The 25811-nt window shown below is 54.0% G+C and carries 32 protein-coding genes and 1 tRNA gene; 28 read left to right on the top strand and 5 right to left on the bottom strand.

Annotated features, from left to right (window positions below; genetic code table 11):
* The first annotated feature begins 47 nt into the window (after positions 1 to 47).
* The 11 genes from psbB to SIB72_RS06940 all read left to right on the top strand — a co-directional run bounded on the left by psbB (position 48) and on the right by SIB72_RS06940 (position 8493).
* Complete coding sequence (gene psbB, locus SIB72_RS06990; RefSeq protein WP_115121367.1) at positions 48 to 1607, top strand: photosystem II chlorophyll-binding protein CP47; 1560 nt, start codon at positions 48 to 50, stop codon at positions 1605 to 1607.
* A 21-nt stretch (positions 1608 to 1628) separates the two neighbouring features.
* The gene (locus SIB72_RS06985) at positions 1629 to 1724 is read left to right on the top strand and encodes a photosystem II reaction center protein T (protein ID WP_028953714.1); all 96 of its coding nucleotides are present in this window, start codon (positions 1629 to 1631) and stop codon (positions 1722 to 1724) included.
* A gap of 173 nt (positions 1725 to 1897) precedes the next feature.
* A complete protein-coding gene (nrdR, locus tag SIB72_RS06980; RefSeq protein WP_115016391.1) occupies positions 1898 to 2374 on the top strand; it encodes a transcriptional regulator NrdR in 477 nt (158 codons plus the stop codon).
* A gap of 100 nt (positions 2375 to 2474) precedes the next feature.
* Positions 2475 to 3569, top strand: a complete 1095-nt coding sequence (locus SIB72_RS06975; RefSeq protein ID WP_413743446.1) for a 30S ribosomal protein S1 — start codon at positions 2475 to 2477, stop codon at positions 3567 to 3569.
* Positions 3570 to 3585: 16 nt separating this feature from the next.
* Positions 3586 to 4404: an HAD family hydrolase gene (locus SIB72_RS06970; RefSeq protein ID WP_115121366.1), complete on the top strand. Its 819-nt coding sequence runs from the start codon at positions 3586 to 3588 to the stop codon at positions 4402 to 4404.
* A gap of 37 nt (positions 4405 to 4441) precedes the next feature.
* Complete coding sequence (metK, locus tag SIB72_RS06965; protein WP_115121365.1) at positions 4442 to 5668, top strand: methionine adenosyltransferase; 1227 nt, start codon at positions 4442 to 4444, stop codon at positions 5666 to 5668.
* 6 nt (positions 5669 to 5674) lie between these two features.
* Positions 5675 to 6928, top strand: coding sequence for an FGGY-family carbohydrate kinase (locus SIB72_RS06960; protein ID WP_413743445.1), 1254 nt, complete (start codon positions 5675 to 5677; stop codon positions 6926 to 6928).
* A 217-nt stretch (positions 6929 to 7145) separates the two neighbouring features.
* On the top strand, positions 7146 to 7418 hold the full coding sequence (locus tag SIB72_RS06955) for a DUF2470 domain-containing protein (protein WP_115016399.1): 273 nt from the start codon (positions 7146 to 7148) through the stop codon (positions 7416 to 7418).
* Positions 7419 to 7464: 46 nt separating this feature from the next.
* On the top strand, positions 7465 to 8181 hold the full coding sequence (locus tag SIB72_RS06950) for a ComF family protein (protein WP_413743444.1): 717 nt from the start codon (positions 7465 to 7467) through the stop codon (positions 8179 to 8181).
* A tRNA-Phe gene (locus tag SIB72_RS06945) sits at positions 8172 to 8244 on the top strand. Before SIB72_RS06950 ends, SIB72_RS06945 begins: the two co-directional genes overlap by 10 nt.
* Positions 8215 to 8493 carry a hypothetical protein gene (locus tag SIB72_RS06940; protein WP_413743443.1) on the top strand — a complete coding sequence of 93 codons (279 nt, stop codon included), beginning with the start codon at positions 8215 to 8217 and terminating at the stop codon, positions 8491 to 8493. The genes SIB72_RS06945 and SIB72_RS06940 overlap by 30 nt, the downstream gene beginning before the upstream one ends.
* 9 nt (positions 8494 to 8502) lie before the next feature.
* Here SIB72_RS06940 and SIB72_RS06935 read toward each other — a convergent pair whose 3' ends face one another.
* On the bottom strand, positions 8503 to 8649 hold the full coding sequence (locus tag SIB72_RS06935) for a hypothetical protein (RefSeq protein WP_413743442.1): 147 nt from the start codon (positions 8647 to 8649) through the stop codon (positions 8503 to 8505).
* Between SIB72_RS06935 and SIB72_RS06930 the strand changes: the two genes are divergently transcribed.
* The 12 genes from SIB72_RS06930 (at position 8650) to SIB72_RS06875 (ending at position 19373) form a co-directional block, all read left to right on the top strand.
* On the top strand, positions 8650 to 9102 hold the full coding sequence (locus SIB72_RS06930; RefSeq protein WP_413743441.1) for a hypothetical protein: 453 nt from the start codon (positions 8650 to 8652) through the stop codon (positions 9100 to 9102).
* Positions 9078 to 9620, top strand: a complete 543-nt coding sequence (locus tag SIB72_RS06925; protein ID WP_413743440.1) for a CpcT/CpeT family chromophore lyase — start codon at positions 9078 to 9080, stop codon at positions 9618 to 9620. Before SIB72_RS06930 ends, SIB72_RS06925 begins: the two co-directional genes overlap by 25 nt.
* Positions 9621 to 10046: 426 nt before the next feature.
* Entirely contained in the window at positions 10047 to 10628 is a 582-nt protein-coding gene (locus tag SIB72_RS06920) for a phycobilisome polypeptide (RefSeq protein WP_115121360.1), read from the top strand.
* A gap of 69 nt (positions 10629 to 10697) precedes the next feature.
* Positions 10698 to 11456 (top strand): phycobilisome rod-core linker polypeptide, encoded by a 759-nt coding sequence (locus SIB72_RS06915; protein WP_115121359.1) that lies wholly within the window; start codon positions 10698 to 10700, stop codon positions 11454 to 11456.
* Positions 11457 to 11875: 419 nt separating this feature from the next.
* Positions 11876 to 12778, top strand: a complete 903-nt coding sequence (locus tag SIB72_RS06910; RefSeq protein WP_115016414.1) for a phycobilisome rod-core linker polypeptide — start codon at positions 11876 to 11878, stop codon at positions 12776 to 12778.
* Between the two features lie 531 nt (positions 12779 to 13309).
* Complete coding sequence (locus tag SIB72_RS06905; protein ID WP_115016416.1) at positions 13310 to 14029, top strand: pentapeptide repeat-containing protein; 720 nt, start codon at positions 13310 to 13312, stop codon at positions 14027 to 14029.
* Positions 14030 to 14193: 164 nt separating this feature from the next.
* Positions 14194 to 15078: a phycobilisome linker polypeptide gene (locus SIB72_RS06900; RefSeq protein WP_413743439.1), complete on the top strand. Its 885-nt coding sequence runs from the start codon at positions 14194 to 14196 to the stop codon at positions 15076 to 15078.
* 64 nt (positions 15079 to 15142) lie between these two features.
* Positions 15143 to 16789: a phycobilisome rod-core linker polypeptide gene (locus SIB72_RS06895; protein ID WP_413743438.1), complete on the top strand. Its 1647-nt coding sequence runs from the start codon at positions 15143 to 15145 to the stop codon at positions 16787 to 16789.
* Between the two features lie 77 nt (positions 16790 to 16866).
* Complete coding sequence (locus SIB72_RS06890) at positions 16867 to 17601, top strand: phycobilisome rod-core linker polypeptide (protein ID WP_413743437.1); 735 nt, start codon at positions 16867 to 16869, stop codon at positions 17599 to 17601.
* A gap of 294 nt (positions 17602 to 17895) precedes the next feature.
* The gene (locus tag SIB72_RS06885) at positions 17896 to 18432 is read left to right on the top strand and encodes a phycobiliprotein lyase (RefSeq protein ID WP_115016426.1); all 537 of its coding nucleotides are present in this window, start codon (positions 17896 to 17898) and stop codon (positions 18430 to 18432) included.
* A gap of 20 nt (positions 18433 to 18452) precedes the next feature.
* The gene (locus tag SIB72_RS06880; protein WP_413743436.1) at positions 18453 to 19064 is read left to right on the top strand and encodes a chromophore lyase CpcT/CpeT; all 612 of its coding nucleotides are present in this window, start codon (positions 18453 to 18455) and stop codon (positions 19062 to 19064) included.
* A 3-nt stretch (positions 19065 to 19067) separates the two neighbouring features.
* The gene (locus SIB72_RS06875) at positions 19068 to 19373 is read left to right on the top strand and encodes a CpeR family transcriptional regulator (RefSeq protein ID WP_115121353.1); all 306 of its coding nucleotides are present in this window, start codon (positions 19068 to 19070) and stop codon (positions 19371 to 19373) included.
* A gap of 1 nt (position 19374) precedes the next feature.
* Here SIB72_RS06875 and SIB72_RS06870 read toward each other — a convergent pair whose 3' ends face one another.
* The 3 genes from SIB72_RS06870 to SIB72_RS06860 are packed head-to-tail and all read right to left on the bottom strand — an operon-like array spanning position 19375 to position 20248.
* A complete protein-coding gene (locus SIB72_RS06870; RefSeq protein WP_115016432.1) occupies positions 19375 to 19596 on the bottom strand; it encodes a Nif11-like leader peptide family natural product precursor in 222 nt (73 codons plus the stop codon).
* Positions 19597 to 19631: 35 nt separating this feature from the next.
* The gene (locus tag SIB72_RS06865; protein WP_413743435.1) at positions 19632 to 19928 is read right to left on the bottom strand and encodes a Nif11-like leader peptide family natural product precursor; all 297 of its coding nucleotides are present in this window, start codon (positions 19926 to 19928) and stop codon (positions 19632 to 19634) included.
* Entirely contained in the window at positions 19928 to 20248 is a 321-nt protein-coding gene (locus SIB72_RS06860; protein WP_413745065.1) for a hypothetical protein, read from the bottom strand. Before SIB72_RS06860 ends, SIB72_RS06865 begins: the two co-directional genes overlap by 1 nt.
* 121 nt (positions 20249 to 20369) lie before the next feature.
* On the opposite strand from SIB72_RS06860, the gene SIB72_RS06855 reads away from it, so the two are divergent.
* The 5 genes from SIB72_RS06855 (at position 20370) to SIB72_RS06835 (ending at position 25132) form a co-directional block, all read left to right on the top strand.
* The gene (locus tag SIB72_RS06855; RefSeq protein WP_413743434.1) at positions 20370 to 21563 is read left to right on the top strand and encodes a HEAT repeat domain-containing protein; all 1194 of its coding nucleotides are present in this window, start codon (positions 20370 to 20372) and stop codon (positions 21561 to 21563) included.
* A gap of 198 nt (positions 21564 to 21761) precedes the next feature.
* Complete coding sequence (locus SIB72_RS06850) at positions 21762 to 22298, top strand: bleomycin hydrolase (protein ID WP_115016439.1); 537 nt, start codon at positions 21762 to 21764, stop codon at positions 22296 to 22298.
* A gap of 46 nt (positions 22299 to 22344) precedes the next feature.
* Positions 22345 to 22842, top strand: a complete 498-nt coding sequence (gene mpeA / locus SIB72_RS06845) for a class 2 C-phycoerythrin subunit alpha (RefSeq protein ID WP_413743433.1) — start codon at positions 22345 to 22347, stop codon at positions 22840 to 22842.
* A 368-nt stretch (positions 22843 to 23210) separates the two neighbouring features.
* Positions 23211 to 24092: a phycobilisome rod-core linker polypeptide gene (locus SIB72_RS06840; protein ID WP_115121347.1), complete on the top strand. Its 882-nt coding sequence runs from the start codon at positions 23211 to 23213 to the stop codon at positions 24090 to 24092.
* A gap of 170 nt (positions 24093 to 24262) precedes the next feature.
* A complete protein-coding gene (locus tag SIB72_RS06835; protein WP_413743432.1) occupies positions 24263 to 25132 on the top strand; it encodes a HEAT repeat domain-containing protein in 870 nt (289 codons plus the stop codon).
* Between the two features lie 5 nt (positions 25133 to 25137).
* Here SIB72_RS06835 and SIB72_RS06830 read toward each other — a convergent pair whose 3' ends face one another.
* Complete coding sequence (locus SIB72_RS06830; RefSeq protein ID WP_413743431.1) at positions 25138 to 25767, bottom strand: HEAT repeat domain-containing protein; 630 nt, start codon at positions 25765 to 25767, stop codon at positions 25138 to 25140.
* Between the last annotated feature and the right edge of the window lie 44 nt (positions 25768 to 25811).

Raw genomic sequence — 25811 nt, 5'->3', positions numbered from 1 at the left:
TCCCTGGGTCTGGCTGCATTGGCAGCTCGTTCCCCTGAACCTGACCCATGGGATTGCCCTGGTATCGGGTGCACACAGTCGTCATTAACGACCCCGGCCGACTTCTGGCCGTGCACCTCATGCACACAGCCCTCGTTGCCGGCTGGGCCGGCTCGATGGCTCTCTACGAACTCGCCATTTTCGACCCATCGGATCCAGTCCTGAATCCGATGTGGCGTCAGGGCATGTTTGTGATGCCCTTCATGGCCCGCCTCGGTGTCACCGGGAGCTGGGGAGGCTGGAGTATCACCGGCGAAACCGGTGTAGACCCTGGCTTCTGGAGCTTTGAAGGCGTCGCTGCTGCCCACATCATTTTCAGTGGCCTGCTGATGCTGGCCGCCATCTGGCACTGGACCTACTGGGATCTTGAGATCTGGCAGGACCCCCGCACAGGGGAACCTGCTCTGGACCTTCCCAAGATCTTCGGAATCCATCTGTTGCTTGCCGGACTGGGCTGCTTCAGCTTCGGAGCTTTCCACCTCACTGGTGTCTTCGGCCCAGGGATGTGGGTCTCGGATGCCTATGGAATCACTGGTCACCTTGAACCGGTTCAGCCGGCCTGGGGGCCAGAAGGATTCAATCCCTTCAATCCAGGCGGCATTGTTGCCCACCACATCGCTGCTGGCATCGTCGGCATCATTGCCGGCATTTTCCACATCACATCCCGTCCCCCAGAGCGCCTCTACAAGGCCCTTCGGATGGGCAACATCGAAACGGTTCTGGCCAGTGCCATCGCAGCTGTTTTCTTCTCAGCTTTTGTAGTGGCTGGAACGATGTGGTACGGCGCTGCTGCCACACCCATCGAGCTGTTTGGCCCTACCCGTTACCAATGGGATCAGAGCTACTTCAAAACTGAGATCAACCGTCGCGTCCAGACCGCAATGGACGAAGGGGCCTCAGCGAAAGAAGCCTACGGAGCCATTCCGGAAAAGCTTGCCTTCTATGACTATGTGGGCAACAGTCCTGCCAAGGGCGGCCTCTTCCGCGTTGGCCCGATGGTGAATGGTGATGGCCTTGCCACTGGCTGGGTTGGCCATATCTCCTTCACCGATAGCGAAGGCCGTGATCTTCAGGTTCGTCGGATTCCCAACTTCTTCGAGAACTTCCCTGTGGTGATGGAAGACAGCGAGGGCATCGTCCGCGCTGACATCCCATTCCGCCGCGCTGAAGCGAAATACTCCTTCGAACAACAAGGAGTGACTGCAACGGTCTATGGCGGAGCTCTCGACGGACAAACCTTCACTGATCCTGCGGTCGTGAAGCGTCTGGCGCGTAAGGCTCAACTGGGTGAAGCCTTTGAATTCGACCGCGAAACCTATAACTCCGACGGCACCTTCCGCAGCTCACCACGAGGCTGGTTCACCTTCGGGCATGCGGTCTTTGCCTTGCTGTTCTTCTTCGGACACATCTGGCACGGTGCTCGCACCCTTTATCGCGACGTGTTTGCTGGTATCGATCCCGATCTTGGCGAACAAGTTGAGTTTGGTCTGTTCCAGAAGCTGGGCGACCGCTCAACCCGTCGACTTCCCGAGGGCTTTGTGCCCCCGGCAGGCTCACCTCTTAGCTGATCGCCCTACCGGAGATTCTCGATGGACAGCCTTGCTTACATCCTCATCCTCACCCTGGCGATTGCCACTCTCTTCTTTGCGATCGCATTCCGCGATCCCCCGAAGATCGGCAAGTGATTCAGGTTTCCTTCAATCAACCCCGCCATCAGGCGGGGTTTTTTATTGGGAAAAAAGATGAATTCAAACCTTGATGCCGATAGCAAAACCAAAGAACACGGAATCGCCCACTTCTCATCGCTCGACAACGCGTCTAAACTTGGAACAAATTTGATCTAAGGAGACGCGCGGGCGTGCAGTGCCCTTCCTGCCAAAACACAGATAGTCGGGTGCTGGAATCCCGTTCTGCCGACGGCGGAAAAAGTGTGAGGCGGAGGCGTGAATGCCTGAATTGCGAATTTCGCTTCACCACCTATGAACGGGTGGAGACGATGCCGATCACGGTGTTGAAACGCAATGGCAACCGTGAAACGTTCAGTCGCACCAAACTTCTTCACGGACTTGGTCGCGCCTGTGAAAAAACTGGTTTATCCGCAGACCGACTGGAAAATGTCGTCGATGAACTGGAGCTGTCTCTCCAGCAACGAAGCAGCAGGGAAGTGTCTAGCCAAGAGATCGGCGAGCTTGTCCTGAACCAGCTCAAAGATCTCAATGAAGTTGCCTATGTGCGCTTCGCCTCTGTCTATCGCCAATTTCAGGGGATCAGTGACTTCGTCGCCACCCTCGAAGGCATGCACAGCAGCAGCAACGGCAAGCTTGTCGTCGTTTGAGCCTGGGGCTGATCTGTAGGATGAAAGATCGATTGCCTGAGGTCGGCGGGCCTCAGCATCCTTCTTTTCGCACTGCCTCAGGGCAGACCGCCAACCCTCCATGTCTGTCACCTCCACTGATCAGGTTCAGGATCCAGCAGCAACCAGCGAGCAGGACGCTGCAATTGAAGCCACCGGCGCAGAAGCCATGGCTGAAGCCTTCGCCGAAGAGGATCTGATCATTCCGGAGGATGTGCCCACTGCTGACGACCCCAGCAGCCGGGCCAACCCAAGCGATCTGGAGAGCGCAGGCTTCTCCATTGATGAGTTTGCTGCTCTGCTGAGCAAATACGACTACAACTTCAAGCCCGGAGACATCGTCAATGGCACGGTGTTTGCGCTTGAGTCGAAAGGGGCAATGATCGATATCGGCGCCAAGACGGCAGCCTTTATGCCCATGCAAGAGGTCTCGATCAACCGGGTCGAAGGCCTCAGTGATGTGCTGCAACCCGGAGAGATCCGCGAGTTCTTCATCATGAGTGAGGAGAACGAAGACGGTCAGCTCGCTCTCTCCATTCGCCGCATTGAATATCAGCGGGCCTGGGAACGAGTCCGTCAACTGCAGAAAGAAGACGCGACGATCTACTCAGAAGTGTTCGCCACCAACCGTGGTGGTGCCTTGGTCCGCGTTGAAGGTCTGCGCGGCTTCATTCCTGGCAGCCACATCAGTACTCGCAAGCCGAAGGAAGAGCTTGTGGCCGACTTCCTGCCACTGAAATTCCTCGAAGTGGACGAGGAGCGGAACCGCTTGGTGCTCAGCCACCGCCGTGCGCTGGTGGAACGCAAGATGAACCGCCTCGAGGTGGGCGAAGTTGTGATTGGCACCGTGCGTGGCATCAAGCCCTACGGCGCCTTCATCGACATCGGTGGTGTCAGTGGCCTGCTGCACATCTCTGAGATCAGTCATGAACACATCGAGACCCCCCACTCGGTGCTGAACGTGAATGATCAGATGAAGGTGATGATCATCGACCTTGATGCCGAGCGGGGACGCATCTCCCTCTCCACCAAAGCCCTCGAACCCGAACCCGGTGACATGCTCACTGATCCTCAGAAGGTGTTCGACAAGGCAGAGGAGATGGCAGCCCGCTACAAGCAGATGCTGCTCGAGCAGGCTGAAGAGGGCGAAGAGGCCTACGGCGGCATGATGGGTTGATCGTCGCCTGAGATGAATGGCTCAGTTGCTGCTTAGGGGCGAGCTTCTGGGTGAGATTGAAGGGGTGCTGTTCGATAAGGACGGCACCCTTTCCCATAGCGAACCCAGACTGATCACACAGGGGACCAGTCGCATCAATGCGGCCTGCCAGTGCTATGCCGACATCACGGCCGGCTCAGATCAACGCGACAGTGCTGCTGAAACAAAGCTCAGGGCGCTACTCCATCGCGCTTACGGACTCTCCGACCAAGGCGTCAGCCCTGACGGCCTTCTGGCTGTGGCTTCGAGGGAGCACAATCTTCTAGCAACGGCAACGGTGTTCAGCCTGATGGGCCTGAGCTGGCCGAGGGCACTCCTGCTGGCAGAGCGAACCTTTGCAGAGGCCGTCAACAACGAAGTGGGCCTTGCCAAGCTCGACAAGCCAAGGCAATCCAGCCCGTTATTACCAGCGGCAAGAACATTTCTCGACCAACTCAGAGACGCCGGTGTCACCTGTGCAGTGATCAGCAATGACACCCGAGCGGGTATTCAGGCCTTTTTACGCAGCCACGATCTGGACGGTCACATCGCCGGCATCTGGAGCGCAGAGGATCTGCCGAGCAAACCCAATCCGGAGGCCGTCCAAGGCCTATGCAAGATCTTGGGGCTGAACCCACGTCAATGCGCCCTGATCGGTGACGCCGATTCTGATCTGCTAATGGCTCGTCAGGCAGGCGTCAGCCATAGCCTTGGTTATGTGGCGGGCTGGCAGCAAGATCCCGACCTCACAGAGCACGAACATCTCATCACCCACTGGAACGAACTGAACGTGACTGGGCGCAGCAACTGCTCTTGAGACCAACCCTTAAAGTCTCGGACGAACTAGAGCGCTCATGAGCCAATACGTCTTTACTTCCGAATCGGTGACGGAAGGACATCCCGACAAGATCTGCGATCAGGTCAGTGATGCGGTCTTGGATGCCCTGTTGGCACAAGATCCTGCCAGCCGAGTCGCCTGCGAGACAGTTGTGAATACTGGCCTCTGCATGATCACTGGCGAGGTGACCTCCAACGCCCAGGTGGACTTCATCCACCTTGTCCGCAATGTGATCAAGGAAATCGGCTACAGCGGAGCCCGTGCCGGCGGCTTTGATGCCACTAGTTGTGCCGTGCTGGTCGCTCTGGATCAGCAGTCGCCCGACATCGCCCAGGGGGTGAACGAAGCCGACGACCATGCCGGGGATCCACTGGACAAGGTGGGGGCCGGCGACCAGGGCATCATGTTTGGCTATGCCTGCAACGAGACGCCAGAACTGATGCCCCTTCCCATCAGCTTGGCCCATCGTCTCTCCCGCCGCCTGGCTGAAGTTCGCCACAACGGCAGCCTCAACTACCTCCTCCCGGATGGCAAAACCCAGGTCAGCGTCGTCTATGAAAACGACAAACCTGTTGCGATCGACACGATCCTGATCTCCACGCAGCACACTGCCGAAGTTGACGGCATCAGTGATGAACAAGGCATTCGTGAGCGCATCACGGAGGACCTATGGACCCATGTGGTTGAGCCGGCCACCGCAGACCTAGCGCTCAAGCCCAGCCGTGAAGGCACGAAGTATCTGGTCAACCCCACCGGCAAGTTCGTGGTGGGTGGTCCCCAGGGCGATGCCGGGCTCACAGGCCGCAAAATCATCGTGGACACCTACGGCGGCTACGCCCGCCACGGTGGTGGAGCCTTCTCGGGCAAGGACCCCACCAAAGTGGACCGCTCGGCAGCTTACGCCGCACGTTATGTGGCCAAAGCCCTTGTGGCTGCTGGCCTTGCTGAGCGTGCTGAGGTGCAACTCAGCTACGCAATCGGTGTCGCCAAGCCTGTCTCGATCTTGGTTGAAGCCTTCGGCACCGGCAAGGTGAGCAATGCTGAGCTCACCAACTTGGTGCAACAGCACTTTGATCTGCGTCCTGGCGCAATCATCGAAACCTTCGGTCTGCGCAACCTCCCACAACAACGCGGTGGTCGCTTCTACCAAGACACCGCGGCCTATGGACACTTCGGCCGCCCCGACCTCAACCTGCCCTGGGAGGATGTCAGCGCCAAAGCTGAGGCCCTGCAAAAAAGCTGAGATGCCATGACCCCGCTGGCGCTCGGAATTGATCTGGGCACCAGCGGTGTACGCATTGCGGTGATCGATGCAGCCGGTCACATCCTCCACAACACAGCAACGACCTATCGGCAAGGACTTCAACATCCAGAGGACTGGAGATCCAGTTGCCGCAGCCTGATTCAGGCCATCCCCGCCAACCTTCGCTCAGCCATCCAAGCCATCGCTGTCGATGGGACCTCTGGCACGCTTCTGGCCTGCGATCATCACGGCACGCCCATTGGCCATGCACTGAGCTACGCCCAGTCCTGTCCAGAATTCGCTGAGACGCTGATGGGTCTGCTCCCTGGAGGTGGGCCAGCATCCAGTTGCAGCGGCAGTGTGGCCCGGGCCCTTCGGCTGATCCAAGACCACGGGGAAGGGCTGCTGCTCCGCCATCAAGCTGACTGGATCAACGGCTGGCTGCTTAACGACTGGCAGTGGGGTGAAGAAGGCAACAATCTCCGCCTGGGCTGGGACCTTGAACGGGGCCAGTGGAACGAAGCGATCGCAACACTGCCCTGGGCAGACAGTCTGCCCACGGTGCGCCCGAGCGGCAGCGACCTGGGCAGACTCGCGGCAAAGCCTGCCCAGGAACTGGGACTCTGCAGCGATGTCACCGTGGTGGCAGGCACCACAGACTCCAATGCTGCGGTCCTCGCCGCCAATCCCGGTGACAACGATGGCATCACGGTGTTGGGCAGCACCCTGGTGCTAAAGCGCTTCACAACCAAGCCCCTGACAGGCCCTGGCATCACAAGCCACCGAGTGGCAGGTCGATGGCTATGCGGTGGCGCCTCCAACAGCGGCGGAGTCGTCCTTCTCCAGCAGTTCCCAGGCATCAATCTCGATCAGCTCAGCCGCCAGATCAACCCTGAACAATCCAGTGGCCTAGAGCTTCGTCCACTCCCTGTTCCTGGGGAACGCTTCCCCTCTGACGACCCAACGCTGGAACCGGTTCTGACACCCAGACCAGTGAGTGATTGCTTATACCTCCATGCCCTTCTAGAGGGCATGGCCCGGATCGAAGCTGAGGGATGGAAACGATTAACGGAACTGGGAGCTCAACCTCCAAAACGGGTGATCACATTGGGCGGAGGTGCCCGCAACCCTCAATGGAGACGCTTGCGTGAGCGCATCCTCCACTGCCCGGTGCTCACCTGCCTCACGCCTCCAGCTGCAGGAGTAGCCCGCCTGGCCCTCAACCACCTGCAGGGGAAGGGGCTGACCGCGAGGCCCTGATCCGAGCGAGAATTGGAGTCGATCCGATTCCTGCGTCAGTGCCCAGCAAATTGCGCGATGCTCTTGCCATCGGCCTGTTTATTGTTTTAGCCGGCTACGTGACCTTCAGCGGGATGCGGCTTGGCGTCCTGCTCTGGCAGCATTTCTCCTAATTCGCTGATCATCGCCTTCGCAGACGTGAAGGCTGCCCTTCAACCTCTTACTCCCCGCACGATCCATGGCTGCAGACCCCCTCACTCCCGCCGTTAGCGACCGCATCTGCCGGCACATGAATGATGATCACAAAGAAGCTGTTCTGCAGTATGCCCAGCATTACGGCGGAATGATCGACGCCAAGTCCGCCTCGATGACGGCAGTGCATCCAGAGGCGATGGAACTGAACGTCGATGGCAAAGCCGTTGAGATTCGCTTTGATCACCAGCTCACTGACAGTGATGATGCCCACCGCACCCTGGTTGCGATGCTGAAGGCCATGCCCAGGAGCGACTGAAGACTGCAGACAGGGGGGAACGCTTCCGCAAGCTGTGAATCGATCGATGTGGTCTTCACTCTGCGGAGGGATCCAGGATCTGCTGATCCAACCGGCCTGCGCCATCTGCATGCAACCACTCGCCAGCCTCACCAATGCAGAAGAGCCGTGCCCAAAGTGTCGGCAGTGCCTAGGCCTTGCAGACATCCCCCTGCAAGGGTTGGATCCGCTGCCGTGGTTAGCAGCAGCCCGCTATGAGGGCCGATTCCGCCAGATCCTGTTCAAGCTAAGGCGAAGCCAAGAGCCAAGATTGCTGGCATCCCTGATCGGCGCTCTCAACCAAACCCTGCCAACCGATGCTGTTTTGGTTCCCATTCCAAGCTGGAAACGGGCGAGCCGGGCCAACCCGCTCCCCAACCTGATGGTGAAGGCTTTAGGTCGGGAGCATCGGCCTCTACTGCAGCGATGCCGAGCCGCTGTCGGCCAGCACCATCTGAATCGGAAGCAGCGCTGGCAGAACCAAAGGGATGGCTTCTATTGCGATCGCGAAAACAGCATTGAAGTCCGTCAGTCCCGCAAGGGGGTGTGGATCGTCGATGACATTCTCACCACTGGAGCAACCGCCTATGCGGCTTACCTGACGCTCCAGCAATCCAACATCAATGTCCAGGGTGTCGCCTGTCTGGCACGTACGCCTAAGGCAGTCAGGCACTCGCGCCTGCCGGCTGCACAGACCGGCTGTGATCTACAATTCATAAGTCGCGAAGGCGACGGGCCGGGATAGCTCAGTTGGTAGAGCAGGCGACTGAAAATCGCCGTGTCCCCAGTTCAAATCTGGGTCCTGGCATTGAGACGCAAACAGCTGAAGGCCCACACTATGGACAGGGTTTTTAATAACGCCGACAGTTTTGCTATGGCCTTTGATGATGCATGGAAGGCATCAAACAGAAAACCATCCGAGCAAGATCTCAGCGTAGACGAAAGAGTTAAGGCCATCTTCACTGACTACATCAGCGATCATCCCTTCCTCCTATCTGAACCGGAGCAAGCAAAAAAAGTGGCAGATTTCCGAATCAGACTGCTTGATCTGGGCTGACGTTCACGATCAGGCCGACAGAAGATCGATCTGAGGGTCATCAACGTAGATCGTCTCAGGCTCCTGGAACTCGATCAACTGATCAGCCGCGTCGTCCGAAGCCTGGTCAGATTGAATGACATCTGGAGCAGCGGGAGCGATCTCGGCCTGATCCACTTGAAGGATTTCGCGGAGGTCGGTCAAGCGCCCTCCAACAACATCAAGCAGTTCATGCAAATCGCCGCTTTCTGTTGCGACAGAGACTTGCTGAACGGATTCTTCAAGCATCTGGCAGCGTCGTTCAACGTCAAGAATCCGAAGCGTCAACGATTCAGCAATATGCGTAATTTCATGAAGCTGGCGACAGACATGCTGCAGCAAACAAGCCTCGGTCACGTTTGCCTTCAAGTCCATTTCTCACGACAGCGAAGTAGGCGAATCGTATCGATCCTCACCCCCCTGTCCAGCGCCAAAGGATTAGCTGCGACCATGGTCGTCAAGAATGCCTCCGCACCAAAGCACCTCCGCAAGGATGCAGCCGAAACAGCATCAGCAGCATCACCTTATGGACACAGGCAAGGACAAGCTGAACAGGGCTCTCCGCCATGGATCAACCACTCACCCGCCTGACGCAAGGCCTCAGAGCGAGCTTCAGCAACAAACACCAGGCTTTTGAATCCCCCCCTCTGTGCGGGAATATCCTCGTGCGCCTTCACCCCCTCAGCCACTGGCATCCAGGCTCTCTTCTTTTGGAGCAGGCCGATGCCATTGCTGCCGCCGATCCCTATCGCGTGCGGGCGCCGAGAGCTGACATCGGCCCAAAACGCGGGCTGATCCTCCACAACCATTCCAGCAAAGAAGCCCAGAGGTTCTGGGCAGACATGGATCACCAGCAACGACGCAACCCGATCCAAGAGGATGACTTAAACCGACTTGAAGGCTGCACATACATGACCAAAGAAACACCAACAAGCTGTCGAATCGATCGCGGCCACGATCGAATCATGCATGAACACCTTTGGGGAGCAATTACAGAACCATTCCGCTTTGAGAAGACACAAGATTTCTTTTCTGAAACACCAAAAGCCTGGATCAACAAACTGAATGAAGCCCAGACACAGATGCCAACCGCCCCAACCCTCCAATGACAGACCTCAACTCCCTCCTTCAATCAGCCGACAAGAATGGCGAAGTCATTCACACAATCAATGGCTCAAGGTTTCGCATTGACCTAAAGCCTGACGACATCAGGCTCTGGTACGAAACCCTTGAATCTCTATCAACACCTTGCAACCTCCTACTGGCCTGCCAACACGGCGGTGGCAACCTTAAAGATACCTGCCTCACGTGGGTGGTTGGGTCTGCAATTCGCCCCTTTCAGATTGAATCTCCCGAAGAAGTTGCACCCCTTCTACACAGCCTTGGCATTGAACTCAATTTGGCCAGATCGCTACCAGATCACTGCCCAGGCCTAGCATCTGAGACAACATGGGCATTTTATCTGGACCGACATGGTCAACTCAGCGCATCACCAGTGCTGAACCGTTCAGCCCGTAACAGCTAAAGCGCTAGCCATGCAAAGCAAGGAGATCCAAAAACTCTGCGAACAAGCTCAGGTCTGTGGCCTCCAACACAATCACCACATCCCCGAGGAACTACGGAAGCGCATCAACATTGCAGACACAAGCAAACAGCAGCTCTGCCCAGACGATGTGAATCAAATCTGCCGCTGGTCAGGCACAGACCCAAGCGCCATTGCTGCTCTCCAGGAGGCAGCAGAGCATTTGGTTAACCAAACAAAAACGCAATTGATTAAAAACCATCCGGAACTGATTCTCCCGGGTGGGGGCCTGCACCCCGAGCAACGTGCCGAAGCATGCTGGAGAGATTGCTGGAATTTTCTACGTGTGTGCATCTATGCAGTCGCATCTTCTTGCCCGCACTGCACTGACGATGAGGGCATGAAAGCCGTACGCGCGCTTTACGCATTCATGGCCGTGCCGATGGACGGCATGAACCTGGCTCTAGAAACCCTTGAGGAACTCTGCAAGACACGACTCGATGCAACGTCAAACCGCAAAGAAGCAGAGTGCGCCCAGCAAGCCTTTCAGCACATGAGAGAGCAACTCAATCAAACTTCAATGAACAGCTGCTAAGGATGCGAGCGGCCACCTGCTTGCAGGGGTGAGGATGCAACCCAAGTATTTTTACCCAGCAAGACTCAGATGTCTCTGCCACTGCTGACCTACCCACTTGAGGCTCAGAACTCCCGCGTCAGCAACCTGGCTGGAGACAGCAGCACGGTCAAAGCTCAGCCGCAAGGTTCGGCCAGCTCATCCGGCGAAAACCTGAGAACAACGATTGACTGCCAAATTGAACGCGCGTATCAGCAAGTGTTCTTCCATGCAATGCGCAGTGACAGAGATCCGAATCTCGAATCACAGCTGCGCAATGGAACCATCACCATGCGCGATTTCATTCGTGGACTTCTCCTGTCTGAACGCTTCCAACAGGGGTACTACCAATGCAGCTCCAATTACAGAATGGTCGATCAGGTGGTAGGACGCGTGCTCGGTCGCCCGGTCCATGGAGACGCTGAGCGACGTGCATGGTCAATCGTGATCGGACACAAAGGATTTACACGCTTTGTCGACGAGCTTCTCGATAGTGAGGAATATATGAATTCGTTCGGATACGACTTAGTTCCGTCACAGCGTTCTCGTGTTTTACCCGGGCAAGCAACTGGTGAACTTCCGATTTACCAATCGTTTCCGCGTTATGGCGCTGATTGGCGTGATTCGCTCCAGAATCGTGCGCCGAGTGAGGCTGCGAATCTCATCGCACAGTTAAAGGTTTCAGAGGCTTGGGCCAATGGTCAACCGCCTGCATGGGCCCTCAAAGCTTGGCTGGCCTTTGCAATCGTGGGAGGATTCGAACTTGTACGAGTGTTCTTGACCATCACAGTCTCAATGCTTAGCAACTGAGAAAGAGATTTGAATTGCTATTCACCAAGAAGCCAAAAGAGTGACTTCTGCGTCTCAATCGAGGTCAATCAATAGACAACTTATAAAAGACTTGGCCATTTCCTCCCGATTCAGAGCCGCTTTCGGGAGGAAGACAAAGCTGATCAACAGATCGGCCAAGGCAATCCAAGAAGGCTACAGATCAAGCTGTAGGCTCACCAAAAACTGCGCAAGCAGCCAACAAGAGGCGCGGCAAGCCAGGCAAATGCAAAGCAACGTTCAAGAAGCTTGCGGAAATTGAACAATCCATGTATATGACCAGGGCAGGCACTTTAGCAATCTTGCGGAAAACTTTTTGTTGCAAGCGCATGAAGGCCTGGATTCGGCTTAGGCCAATCGTTTTAAGCTAACTGATACAAATCATTTTTTAGAGATCAGCAATGGTTGCCATCAAGCCGACCCGCGATTTCACAAGCCTCAATCGAGTTTCATACGCCGTCAAAAATTCAGCAAAGCTCAAACAAGGCAAGGCAATCAACGTTTACAGAGAGGAAATCGACCAGGGCGTGCTCCTGACTCGCGTCGGCGAGCCATCCACCAGCATTCATGAATACAAAGAGAATCTCTGCAACGCCATGGGCCTTGGCATCGGCCCAAGGATTCACAGCGAGTGTCCCTTTAGTAGCACTGCTGATCAATTCGCAGCGACAGGAAGCGATGCCCTAAAGGCAACGATCTCTGCTGCTTACAAGCAAGTTCTTGGCAACTTAGGGCCCATGGGCAGCCAGCGTTGCAGCGAACTCGAGTCCCAGCTCTCAAACGGAGACATCAGCGTCCGTGATTTTGTTGCCGGCCTGGCCAAGTCTGACCTCTACAAGCAAAATTACTTTTTCAAGGTTTCCCCCATCCGTGGCGTTGAACTGAACTACAAGCACCTTTTGGGGCGTCCTCCTCTTAACCAAGCGGAGGTCAGTGCAGCAATCAGCCTGATTGCAGAGCAGGGATTTGATGCTCTCGTTGAGAAGATCACACACTCAGGTGAATATCTCGAGGTGTTCGGCACACAGACAGTTCCCTATCAGCGGGCTTGGACATCTGAAGCAGGCAAGTACTGCTCAACCTTCGTCAACCTGGCTCGGATTTCGCCAGCCAATGCGGCCTCAGACACCATCATCGAAGGGCGTAGCCAGCTCGTGATGGAATTCACCAATGCTCGCAGCATTAGCGGTGCAGGCAAGGGCTATGACGTCAGCGGATTCGTCTACTCCAAAGCAACCAGCGATCCAACATCCGAAGCATTCCGCAGGATGTACCAATCCAAAAATTGCAAATCCTGGGCCTGAGCCAACGTCAAGCTCGAACCAAGCACCAACGTTATGGGTCTAGTGCAACACTAGGCCTTTCAATCAGTTCCTTCAAAGCACCGGACCCTTATGGTTTCGGTGCTTTTTTCATCCCCATTCCACTAGCCATTGGCCTAGACAACAAGCGCAGCTACTCGCTCTTGCTCTGGCTGTTGCGCTTGCATCATTGAGCCCAAAAGCTGTACGGACTCACAACTCAAGCCGGCATTAAGCATCGACCTAAAGCATGAATGACAAGTATTGCCAATGACGACCCTGTCATTGACGACAAACAAGCCAATCATCAGCGGGATGATGAGTCTCGCTCCTAAAATCAGACATCTGTTTCTAAATGAATGAGAGCCAAAGACTGACCATCCCACCGAGCATCAAGCACAACTTTCCAAGCAAGCTGCGTATGCAGCAAACACAGCGTAGAAGCAGAACGCCAAGGAGGCCTAGAGCGAGTCTTGTGTTTGAGAGCCAGGCTTTATTATTGAGATGATTTGATCGTGAGAGCCTGAAGCGCGAATGTCACGTCCTGCATCCTTGAATCTTTGGGAATGGTCAGCGCCGGAGGATGCACGAGCCAATGACACGCAACAAAGCCCCCTCGATGCGCGAGGGGCTAACTGGAATGGTGAGGATTTAGGCCCATCTGATTTACGTGAAGCCCAACTCTGCCGTTGCGATATCCGCGGTGCCAATCTCAGTCAATGCCAACTGGAAGGTGCAGATCTTCGACTCGCCCTTTACGACAGTCACACCGTCGTGCCTGAAGGATTTGAGCTGCGAACAAGCGGTGCAGTCGGTCCAGGAGCGAAGCTCAATGGTGCGTTCCTCAACAACAGCGATTTAAGGGGCATGGATCTTCGCGGAGCAGTGCTGCTGGGCTCTTATTTGAGCGGAGCAGATCTCAGTGGGGCCATTCTTGACGGGGTGTCCTTGGCGGGATCGGATCTTCGCTCAGCCAACTTGCGGGGTGCGATGTGTCGTGGCACCCGTTTCGGTACTTGCGAAATGCAGATGACGGACATGAGAGGCGCCGATCTAGAGAACGCGGCCTTGGACACGGTCGAATCGATCAAAGGAGCTGACTTCTCGCTCTGTTCCGGCCTGGAGAAAGCTCAGATTGAAGCCCTGCTGGCCAGAGCTGTGGAGGAATTGGACTGCTGGAATCCCCATACCAGGGCAACGACCCGTTCCAGCCTTGAATCGCTGCTCCCCTCCTCAGCAAGCTTGAGCACTTGAGGGGAAGCACTGGCAGGCGCTCGGCTAAAGCAGGAAAGGCACCAATAGCCGAAGAACTGTCATGCCACGCAACATTCGGACATACTTGATTGAGGTTTATAAAGAACAAGACCGCTCACGGCGCTTCTGAAGGACTATTAACAAGCGAAAACGCGAGAACCTACATGCCCTTCGGTCCTGCCTCGCTTTTGGGGGTCGAGCGCTTCTCGGACGAGAGTGAGGCTCCCCTTGAACTTCTTCCCGGTGACGAAGATGCCAAGAAGGAGCAAATCATCCGTGCCGTCTACAAGCAGGTGCTTGGCAACGCCTACGTGATGGAGAGCGAGCGTCAGCTCATTCCCGAATCCCAGTTCAAGCTGGGCGAGATCAGTGTGCGGGAACTGGTTCGCCGCATCGCCAAGAGCGAGCTCTACCGCAGCCGCTTCTTCGATTCCTGTGCGCGCTACCGCTATATCGAACTCACCTTCCGCCATCTGATGGGTCGGGCACCGGAAGACTTCGAGGAGATGCGCGAGCACGCTGAACGCCTCGACAGCAAGGGATATGACGCCGATATCGATAGCTTCCTCGATTCAGCCGATTACCAAAACGCCTATGGGGAGTGGACTGTTCCCTTTCAACGCGGCTGGAAGACCGAATGCTGCACCACACTCCAGGAGTTCACCTGGAGCTTCCAACTGCTGCGAGGAAACAGCAGCAGCAGCTTGAAGGGTGATCTCGCAGGCAAGAGAAGCAAACTCGGTGGTGCCGCATATCAGAATCTCCCTCTTCCGGTGATTCCGCCATCCTCTGGCGAAACCACTGGTTGGAGCTTCCGACCCTCCCGAAATCTGCAGGACGCACCCACGCGACTGGGTGTTGGTGCGGGTGAGGAAGGCGTGACCTACCGCGTGGAAGTAACTGGATACAGCGCCAATAATCTGCGTCGCATCTCGCGCTACACCCGTTCCAACAGGGTGTTCTATGTCCCGTTCGACAAGCTCTCAGAGCAATTCAAACGGATCCACCGCGAAGGCGGAAAAATCGCAAGCATTACACCGGTGACCTGATCCATTCAGGAACAAGCACTCGAAATCAACACTCCCCAACTCCCCCTCAACCTGAACCTGAACCATGGCCACCAATCAAGTCTCAACCGGATTCGGCGCTGAAACCAAGTGGAGCAGCCCAGTCAGCTTCAAGCACAAGACGAAGTCCGCTCAGAAAGCAGCCCTAACCAACGGCGAATTCCTCAAGCAGTCCTGTGATCAGATGAGCATCGGGGTCGGTCCCCGCAGCCATGAAGACTGCCCCCATCGCGTCACTTTTGAGTGCTATAGCCCCTCCGATGCATCAGCGCTGAATGATGTCATCGCTGCCGCCTACCGCCAGGTGTTCGGCAACGCCCATGTGATGGATTTCGAGCGTTCTAATGAGCTGGAAGCACAGCTTTGCAACGGAGAACTCGATGTTCGTAACTTCATCCGTGGCCTAGCCAAGTCAAGCTTCTACAAGAGTCGGTTTTTTGCCGCCGTGGCGCCACAGCGCGGTATCGAGCTGAACCTCAAACACCTTTTGGGCCGTGCTCCTCATTCTCAAGCCGAAATCGGTGCGAAAATTGCCCTGCAGTCAGAGCACGGACACGATGCACTGATTGACAGCATCATCGATTCTGCCGAATACCTCGAAGTATTTGGCAGCGATGTTGTTCCTTATGCTCGCGCCTGGAATTCTCCCGCGGACCTCTCAACAGCAGCATTCCCAATGCTGGCGGCTCTTCAGAAGAGCTTCGCAGGCAGCGACAGTGCTCGAGGCGGCAGCAGTGCGCTCACCAGCAGCATGGGCAGCGGCATGGCACCCCGCATTAGCCTGACCTCTCAAGCTATTGGCATTCGCCCAAGCGCAAGCTTCGCGAAAGGTCGGATCGCCAGCAAAGATCCAGGCGTCACGAGCGGCAAGGATTCCGCTCCGATGCGTGGTGATTCCTACGTGTTCTTTGGGCTTGGCCAGAGAGAACAGGAAACGTACCAGCGCTGCCCCGGCGATAGCACCGATCAACTGAACGCTCTCATCCGTGCTTCATACAAGCAAGTGATGGGCAACCCTCATCTGATGGAGTTCGAACGGGCAATTTCAGCTGAAAGTAAATTCATTGACGGCTACTTGAGCACACGCGAATTCGTGCGTGCTATCGGTCTTTCTGCCGAATACAAGCGCCGTTTCTTTGAAACCAACGCTCCTTACCGTTTCATTGAGCTGAACTTCAAGCACTTCTTGGGTAGGGCTCCTAAATCACAAGCCGAGATCAGCGAACACACCCGTATCCTCGCCGAAGGTGGTTACGACGCTGAAATCAGCAGCTACGTGGATTGCGAGGAGTACCAAAGCACCTTTGGGGAAGATACAGTCCCCTTCGCTCGCATCCTTTCTGAAAACGGCCGTTCACAGGTTGCCTTCAACCGCCATCTCAAACTGGCAGAAGGTTATGCAGCCAGCGACACCGTACAGACCAGTTCAGCCCTGGTGACCTCGGTGGCAACGAAAACAGTGCCTGGTGGCTGGAGCTCAACGACCACCCGGATCAATCGCACAGGCACCCAATCTGGCTCTCCTGATCCCACCACAAAGCGGTTCCGGATCGTTGTTGCTGCTCAGTCAGCACGCACGCGCCAACGCACAGCAGGGAGCACCTACTTGGTGTCCGGCAAGGACATGTCCAGCCAGATGAAGTACATCCATGCTCGCGGCGGCAAGATCGTCTCCATCACTGAAGTGATGTAAGACAAAGCAGTCGATTTGAACAATAGGAGTCTTGATTGATCAAGGCTCCACCGACACTTCTCCCTATTCCCAGACCAATGACGGAAACCACAACCCTTGCAGCGCAGGCGAATACTGACCTCGGCCACGCTGAAGAGGTCATCCAAAGCGTCTACAAACAGGTGTTTGGCAACCGTCATCTGATGGAGCTGGATGTGAATCCATCTCTTGAAGCATTATTCATCAACGGTGATCTGACTGTTCAAGGCTTTGTTACTGCACTTGCCCAGTCAGAAACTTACAAAAAGCTGTTCTTAGAAAGCAACAGCCCTTACAGATTCGTCGAACTCAATTTCAAACACCTCTTGGGGCGCTCACCTCATGATCAAGCTGAATTGATGGAGCATGTCAGGCGATTCAATGATGAAGGCTACGAAGCTGAAATTGAAAGCTACACATACAGCGAAGAGTATCTCTCCTCATTTGGTGTTGACCAAGTTCCATACAACCGCTCCAAACAGACCGTAACCGGTAGCAGAACGATCAATTTCACACGATCCACTGCTCTGGATGCTGGATTTGCTGGATTTGATGGAGCAGAGCGAAGTTCAAAACTACTGAACAGCCTCACCACAGGCGATGTTCCAAACATCGTCAATCGCAAGGGTGTGGGCAATGGCAATACGCTCGCGATCACTTGGAGCTCTGGCAGGCAGATCGGAGCCAACCGTCGTGCTGTCCAACGATCTGTGGTGAGCCAAAGCTCAATGTCTGCCACGATTCAAAGCATTCTGGCTCAGAAAGGCAAAATCCTCTCTATTGCGAAGACTTAAGCCTTTGCGTGATGGCCACCACCTCTATCGTTAGTCCTGTCATGATTGGACTTGGCAAAAGCCAACCCTGACAGGGCAAGTATATATACCCACTAGCTCAGCCTCAAAATCCTCAAATCATGCCAATTCTCCGGAATACAACCAGCACACAGTCGAATCAAACAGAAGAGTTCCAAACTTCTGTATCCTCTGTGCCCATGGCCATGTCCATGATGGTTGACTCGATGGTGAGCATGATGAAGAACAACCTTGAGCCCGCCCAAACCAACACGATTAATCCGCTAACTCACAACGATGAATATTGAGCAATTTGTTGCTCAAAGTGCAGGCGAATGGCGATCGATGCGCTCTGGCCATTCTCTCGCATTTCAACAATTCGAAGATGTTCTTAGCGAAGTTTCAATCGAAGCCATAAGTCCCAAAAGCGAGGCAATTGCAGAGTTAATAGATAAATCAAATTTATCATCTGATTCAAAATTTCAATCTCCATTCAAAATGGAATGGAGTGCCGAAAGCGATTGGGAGCCCGATGATCCAAACGAAGTATCGAGCGGATCATGCATTATTATTCCGATTCCAAAAGACAGTAAATCAGGCTGGCTACTGAGAAGCTTAGGCTATGCAGAATCAGTCCCTGCAGAATCAAGCTATGAGTTCCTTGATGACGGAACATTCATCCTGAATACAAAGTACGATCAGTCAATGGCAGAGGAGAGAATTTGGTTTGTATCCGAAAATGTACGGTGTCGATCATCCGTCTTGAGAACCTCAGAGGGATCTGGCATCTTACAAACTTCATTCGCGTCTGAGGTTAGAAGAATCAAGGCCTAATCATCCAATTACACAACCACATGAATCAAGACGATATCCTTAGGTTCACCAAAACACTTGCCGGCATCTACGATAATTTCACGCAGGCACAAGAGAATCCCAAAGACTTTGCCCGTATCCATATTGTCTTCAGGCCATTACCATGGTCAATCTTTCAGGGTCCCGGATTTTATTCAGAGCAATATTACGATTACGCTCCGTGGGATCCATACCGACAAGGCATTCATCGTCTTAGGGTCGAAAACGAAACATACGTGATGGAAAATTTTGGCTTTGCCAACAAAGAAAGGCTGGCAGGAGCAGGACGAACTCCAGAACTACTTGAAGCAATCGACACCAAAAACCTAGAGCCCCGCTGTGGTTGCTCGATGCATTTCATTGAAAGCAAACCAGGACATTATATTGGCAATGTCGAACCCGGGAAAAAATGCCTCGTACCGAGAGATGGAAACCTTACCTACCTAGTCAGCGAAGTTGAGGTCGATCAAGACACGTGGATTAGTCGCGATCGTGGTTTTGACCCCCAAACAGATGAACCAAAATGGGGTTCAGAGCATGGCCCACTTCGCTTTGCCAGAGTTCAAACAATATCAGAACTAATTACACCTGATTGGACAAAGATAAGACAGTAATGCATGGAAAATAGCAAAAAACAAATCAAGGCCTGGATTCGATCTCAACACCTAATATGCGAAGGAACTGATTTTGTTTTTGAGACAGTCGATCAAACACAGCTTGAAAAATTTGAACAGTGTGTTGAAGCAATTGGTGGACGAGTGAGGACTGTGAAAGCAGTGGGGAATTGGCCCATGGGTCCTAACAGGTCATTTAAAATCCTAAGAGCGATCGCCAGTGTACCCAGGCCTGGGGGAGAAGAACTCGTCACATACTGGGCAAAAAAAGGGAGCAATCAGACACGATACTCAGACATCAACACCTGATTCAGTCGTCAAACCAACCCAACCATGTTGGCTTTGAAAAATCAGTGTGCTTGCTCCATTTTCGCAGAATTGCAAGTGAATCAACTGAAAAGCCCCTCGCCTGGGCAATGGATATAATTTCATCTTGGTTCAATGCCGCCTTGATCTCATCCCTTAAAGACTGATCCGAACGAGCTTGAGTAATAAAATCCTCAAGAATCTGATCCTGCTGAGCATCAGACATGGCTATTAAAAGTCAGGTTGACAACAATGCAGGGCTCAAGACCGACCGTCTCCAGCGCCTTCCATCAGCATAGCTCTCCAGCAAGACAGTTGACGAAAAGCCCACGACCAGTGGCAAGGATCGGCCTGACGCACAGACTCTTGAACAGCGCTTTGCTGACTCAAGAAATCCTGGTCATACAAATTAGACCAATCCGAGGGAGTGAAATCAAAGCCCTGACTTTGCCCATAAGCAATAATTTGTTCATGCGTGGCAAGCCCCTTAAGACCTGTAGCCAGCTCATGGGAGCGGACGACTTCATCAATAAAGCGATGTAACTCCTTAGCAGACATCAGCAACTCTCGATCCAAACCGCAAAATTTGCTTTTTTGCAGATCATTTGCAGAACCAAAGGACCACCGGGGCAGCGAAGTAGGCGCCAGGGTATCTCCTGGTTCGTCACTCCAGAATTCACAAGGATTTTAGGGGGCAGAGTCGCCTGATCCAAGGGGATCACAGCAGCACCTGTCAGAGTAGAGTCAACCGATTGAACGAGGTGACGAAGAGAATCAATCTCTTCGACTTGGTTGAACTGGTCCTGAAGTGAGGTCTGAGAAGCGATTGCATCGACAAAACGGTGCAAGGCTTGTTCCGCTTCAGCAGAGACAGGCATAATACGCAAGTATCTGTACAGAAGATTACCAGATACAAGCTGCACCCATTCAAAGCTGGCACTGTTACAAAGAGAAGCAAGCTTGAGGTGCTAATTTTCGAAGAATGAAGCCACGTCGGTCATGTCTGAAAGATTCGATATTTTATTTGAGGGGCTTCCAGAAGAGAAAGCGCTGGAATTACTGAGAACCAACCCCGAAGAGCTATCCAATCCAGTCGAGAAATACACAGCAGCAACAAGGCTGGCTGCCTGTCGTAGCGATCGATCACTAGAAGGTTTGATCGAAGCCATTGAGCTAGATCCTGAAAATCTGTTTAACCGGATCACAAGGCGAAAGGTTCTTGAAGCGCTAGGAAGACGACGAGATCCAAGAGCTTTGCCAGCACTTTTTACAGCTCTAGGGTTTGACGACGAAGCATCGGTGATCAACGCCGTGGATTCGATAGCACAAATTGGAGCCCCTCTTAGCAACCATCAAAGTGAGCAGCTCCTTTGTGCACTCAATGGCAGCGACAACCAGAAGCGTTCCGTAATTCAAACCCACGCTCGTCTTGGCATCGCCTCCGGAGAACAAGCGATTGCGGCCCTAGAACGGGATGACAACCCGCTCGTTGCCGGCGCAGCTCGGGCTTATGCAGCCAAGGTGCATGGCCAATTCGACCAACTCGCTCCCCTGATCCCACAGCTGACCGATTCCATTCCCGGTCGACGGCGGGCCGCTGTGATCGACCTTGGCGATGCCGGTGACGTCAGCGTGCTGCCTCATCTCGTGACGTGCCCGGTGTCGATGCCGTTGCGGGCGAAAAGTGCGTTTCAACTCGTCGATCCCCAAAAGAGTGGAACGGTTCCGATCGCGCACAGCGACCTCATCATTCAACTCCTCCAAGACGACCCTTCAATGCTTTCACTCCAGCACGACTGGATTTGCAGCGAAGAGATCGCGGAAATCGAAAAAAACCTGCAGCACAGGGATGAAGGTAAACAATACGGGGGAGCATTAAGCGTGATAAAAATGCCGAAGGGGCAACAACTCGATACAATTGATCACATCCATTCGCGCTTCTGGAGTGATTACGGAGTCAACTATCTGCTGACGGCAGTTGTTGGCCTTCAGGGCCTACAAGAACGTAGTGATCTTGTCCGCACCGCCCTGGCTGAGACGCTGCCGCAGTACGCCAAGTCACGCGTAGCAGCAGCTTGGTCCTGCCTGAGGCTAGGGCTGAAAGACCAGGTAGAGCCGCTTATGCAGATTCAGCAGACGACAAGCTGGCTGCCTCTCAAATGGAGCTGCGAGCAAGTCCTGAAAGGGTTGTGATGAATTCTGCAACCGCAGCAGACTGCTGTGCTGCCAGAGCCGAGGCAATTCCTGTTCCGTTTTTTTTAATATTCTGACTCTGACTCGGGTTTGCAAACTTGTGTGTCTTCAAATTCGGGTTCCCGGTTCGGAGACTGAGAGCAGGGTTACTGTCATTCGTGATGCGGATTTGCATCCCCCTCTAACTTTCAAACACCCATGCTCGACGCATTCTCCAGGAAGGCCATCTCGGCCGATTCCAGCGGTGCTTTCATCGGCGGAGGCGAGCTGGCCTCTCTGAAGTCCTTCATCGCTGATGGCAACAAGCGCCTTGACGCTGTGAACGCCATCTCTGGCAACGCTGCTTGCATCGTCTCTGACGCTGTTGCCGGCATCTGCTGCGAGAACACTGGCCTGACCGCTCCTAACGGTGGTGTGTACACCAACCGCAAGATGGCTGCTTGCCTGCGCGATGGCGAGATCGTCCTCCGCTATGTGAGCTACGCCCTGCTCGCCGGTGACGCTTCCGTGCTTCAGGACCGCTGCCTGAACGGTCTTCGCGAGACCTATGCCGCTCTGGGCGTTCCTACCGGTTCTGCTTCCCGCGCCGTGGCCATCATGAAGGCCGCCGCCGGTGCTCTGATCACCAACACCAACAGCCAGCCCAAGAAAGCTGCTGTGACCCAGGGTGACTGCTCCAGCCTGTCCGGCGAAGCTGGTAGCTACTTCGACATGGTGATCAGCGCCATCAGCTGAACCAAGTCTGTTTAAACGTCCAACACCCTAACTAGCTTCCTAAATCATGAAGTCCGTCATCACCACCGTTGTCGGCGCAGCCGACAGCGCTTCCCGTTTCCCCTCCGCCTCCGACATGGAGTCGGTGCAGGGTTCAATCCAACGCGCTGCTGCTCGTCTCGAAGCTGCTGAAAAGCTTGCTTCTAACTACGACGGCATCGCTCAGCGCGCTGTTGACGCTGTGTACGCCCAGTACCCCAACGGCGCCACCGGCCGTCAGCCCCGCAAGTGCGCCACCGAAGGCAAAGAGAAGTGCAAGCGTGACTTCGTTCACTACCTGCGTCTGATCAACTACTGCCTGGTTACCGGCGGCACCGGCCCTCTGGACGAGCTGGCCATCAATGGTCAGAAGGAAGTCTACAAGGCTCTCAGCATCGACGCTGGCACCTACGTTGTTGGTTTCTCCAACATGCGTAACGACGGTTGCTCACCTCGTGACATGAGCCCCCAGGCTCTGACCGCTTACAACACCCTGCTGGACTATGTGATCAACTCCCTGGGCTGATTCTTCAGCTTAGATGTTTATCACTTCAGCAATGTGACCGGGGTGGGCAATACTGCCCACCCCTTTTTTTTACCGTCGAGGCGCACCTTATTTAGGCAACCCAAACGCCTGGTTGGCTAGGTTTTCGCGCAAGACACACATTGCCGACATAGAGGCGTTAACCAAACGCCCGGAATATAACAATTCCAACAAGTGAACAATTAGCCTATTGGCTTTAACACATAGAATATGCGTTGACAGCAAAAAATCCACAGAAACATTTTTCTGCTTCAACCATTTGTCTATGGCTTAACTCTTGATCTGCAAACACAACAGCATGAGTCAGGAGTGAGTCGGGACAAAAAGCAAAACTCAACCCAATTCTCATCATGCTCGGCACTGAAACCAGCCTGAAAGCCCTCACGTCAGCCACAAGAACAGGGCCCGCTTCCTTCTCCACAGCGAGCAAAGCCGGCAAAAACACCGCTCCTCGCACCGTTGCAGGCGCTATTGCTGATTACAAGCGTCAGCATTGTGCCGCGATGGGTATTGGTATTGGGCCAAGACTCCACGCCGAGTGCCCCTTCGCAGTCACCTTTGATCAGTACAGCCCAGAGAACAGCGCAGCACTCGAGCGCGTGATTGCGGCTGCTTATCGTCAAGTGCTGGGCAACCTCCCACCCACAGAGAACCAGCGCGAAACATCGCTGGAAGTTCGTCTGATGAATGGCGAAATCACTGTTCGTGATTTCGTGAACGGACTGGCGAAGTCTGACTTCTACAAAGCCAACTTCTTCCATGCTGTGGGCGCACAGCGCGGAATTGAGCTGAACTTCAAGCATCTGCTTGGCCGTGCTCCACTGAATCAGGCAGAAGTTCAAGCCAACATCAAGCTGCAAGCCGAAGAGGGCTTCGATGCACTGGTTGATAGCTTGACTGACTCTGCGGAATACACAGAGGTGTTTGGCTCAGACATCGTGCCTTACGACCGCAGTCAGGATTCCTACGCAGGTATGTTCACGCGTACCTTCAACCTGATGCGTGAGCTGGGTGGCGCGAAGGTTGCCATCAGTGACAACGCACAGGGTCGCAACAGCCGTACGGTCAACCCCTTGGCCACCGCGGCTCGCGCAAGTGCAAAACCAATGCCGTTCACTTATACCGCAGTGACGCGCATTCCGGTGAAACTGCCTGAGCAGCAGTACGCCGGCCACCAGACACCGAAGATGACTGATTACGTCGCCTTCCGTCCCTTCGGAGTTCACTTCTGATCTAACGGAAGTTCAAACTCGTTAACACAATTAGCCTCCTCGCACCAAGATGTGAGGAGGCTTTTTTATGCTCCAATCAGGTGGATCATCAGCCAGGATGTAATCGCACTCAGGTAGAGTTTGTATACAAGGCAAAATGAATAGTGACGGAACAAACTCCAAACTCTTCGATGCTTGAGGTCGGAGAGCTAACCGAAGCTGAGGCCTACCAGCTGGCCGAAGCCTTAAAGCTTCAACTCGCTGATCATCTGCGGCCAAATTCAGACGATGATTCTCTCAGAAGAATGGTGGCTGGATTAGGAGACCAAAGGGGCTCACTTCGCCTTACCTTTGCACAAAGCCTAGGGTCCGTGGGCGAGGCCGCGGTGCCAATCCTTTGCCATGCATTGAAAAACAATCCGAATGTTGTGATCAGACGGGCATCTGCAAAAACCCTCAATATCATCGGCAGTGAGTTAGCCCTACCGAACCTGATCGAAGCGTTCGAGACGGATGATGATCCAGTCGTTCAAGGCTCCTCGGCTGGAGCGATGGCAACCATCGGCATCCCCGCAATCGAATCAATATTCAAAATACTTTCAGATAAAAAATGCACCGCGTTTCAAGTTGGCCTGATCAATCTCGCCCTCAGTTTTATTGGGGCTAAAGCCCCAGATGCATTTAACACAGCGGCAAAATCAGGAAATCCAGAAATAAGAATAGCTGCACTTACTGCGTTATCCGAACAGGTTCAGTCTGGCTCAAGCCGATCAGCACGAAATCTTTTACTCGAGGCTTTGGAAGATGAAGAAGAAGAAGTGAGAGCGGAAGCAGCAACAATCACCGGCAAAACGTTAGACCCAGAGGATGCGGAAGACCAACTGATTATTCTGCTTCAAGACACAGCACCACAGGTACGCAAGAATACTGCCCTTGCACTGATGAAAATGGAAGCATGTCATTCAATTGAACCCCTGATGACCGCAATCAAGAGCGAACCTGACAATCAAGTCAAGGCTGTCATGGAAGTGGCACACAACCAACTGAAAAGAATTTCATGAAAGCATCAGCCAAGATTGAGACTTTCTCGACGTTCTAAACTTGCTTGAGCCATTTCTCGCACCAAGCTGTCTTTACTCATATCAGAGGCCAGTTTCTCTAAGCAATCATTCACCAAAGGTGCATCAAGTTCTGCCAATGCCATCAAAGCACCCTGAACATGAGCAATATTATCCCTTTCGCATGCCTTGATCAGAAGAGGAATGACACGCTCTTTTTCAGAGTCCTGCTTGGAAAGATGACCGAGGGTCATCAATGCTGACTGTGCAACAACTGGGTTCGCTTCATCAAGAGCTTTTTCCAATACATCCATCGTCTGAGCCGGAAAGGCTTGCGTCGGGAAATTCACTGAAACTTGAACAAGAGCTTTAATGCAGCAAGCCTTGACTGTTCCATTATCCGACGTTTCAAACAGCTCTAACAAATGCGGAACACTTTGGTGACCCAGAATCCCAAGCCCCTTGACAGCCGTTCTGTAGACGGTTGGATCCGGATCATGGAGCAAAGAGATCAGCTGAGGCAATGCCTGATCAGCAAAATGCTCGGCCATGAGGCTACAAGCATTGTCACGGATATTCGGATTCGGATGAGCAAGATCAGCAAGGAGCTGGTCAAATGATTGAGAAGGAGAATCCATATGAACAGTTTGCTTAATTCTTCTCTAATTTTAGCATTTAACCG

The organism is Synechococcus sp. MIT S9451 (genome assembly GCF_047304725.1).
GTDB lineage: Bacteria > Cyanobacteriota > Cyanobacteriia > PCC-6307 > Cyanobiaceae > Synechococcus_C.
Note: the sequence above shows the minus strand (reverse complement) of the source record. Positions and strands in the feature narration are given on the sequence as shown.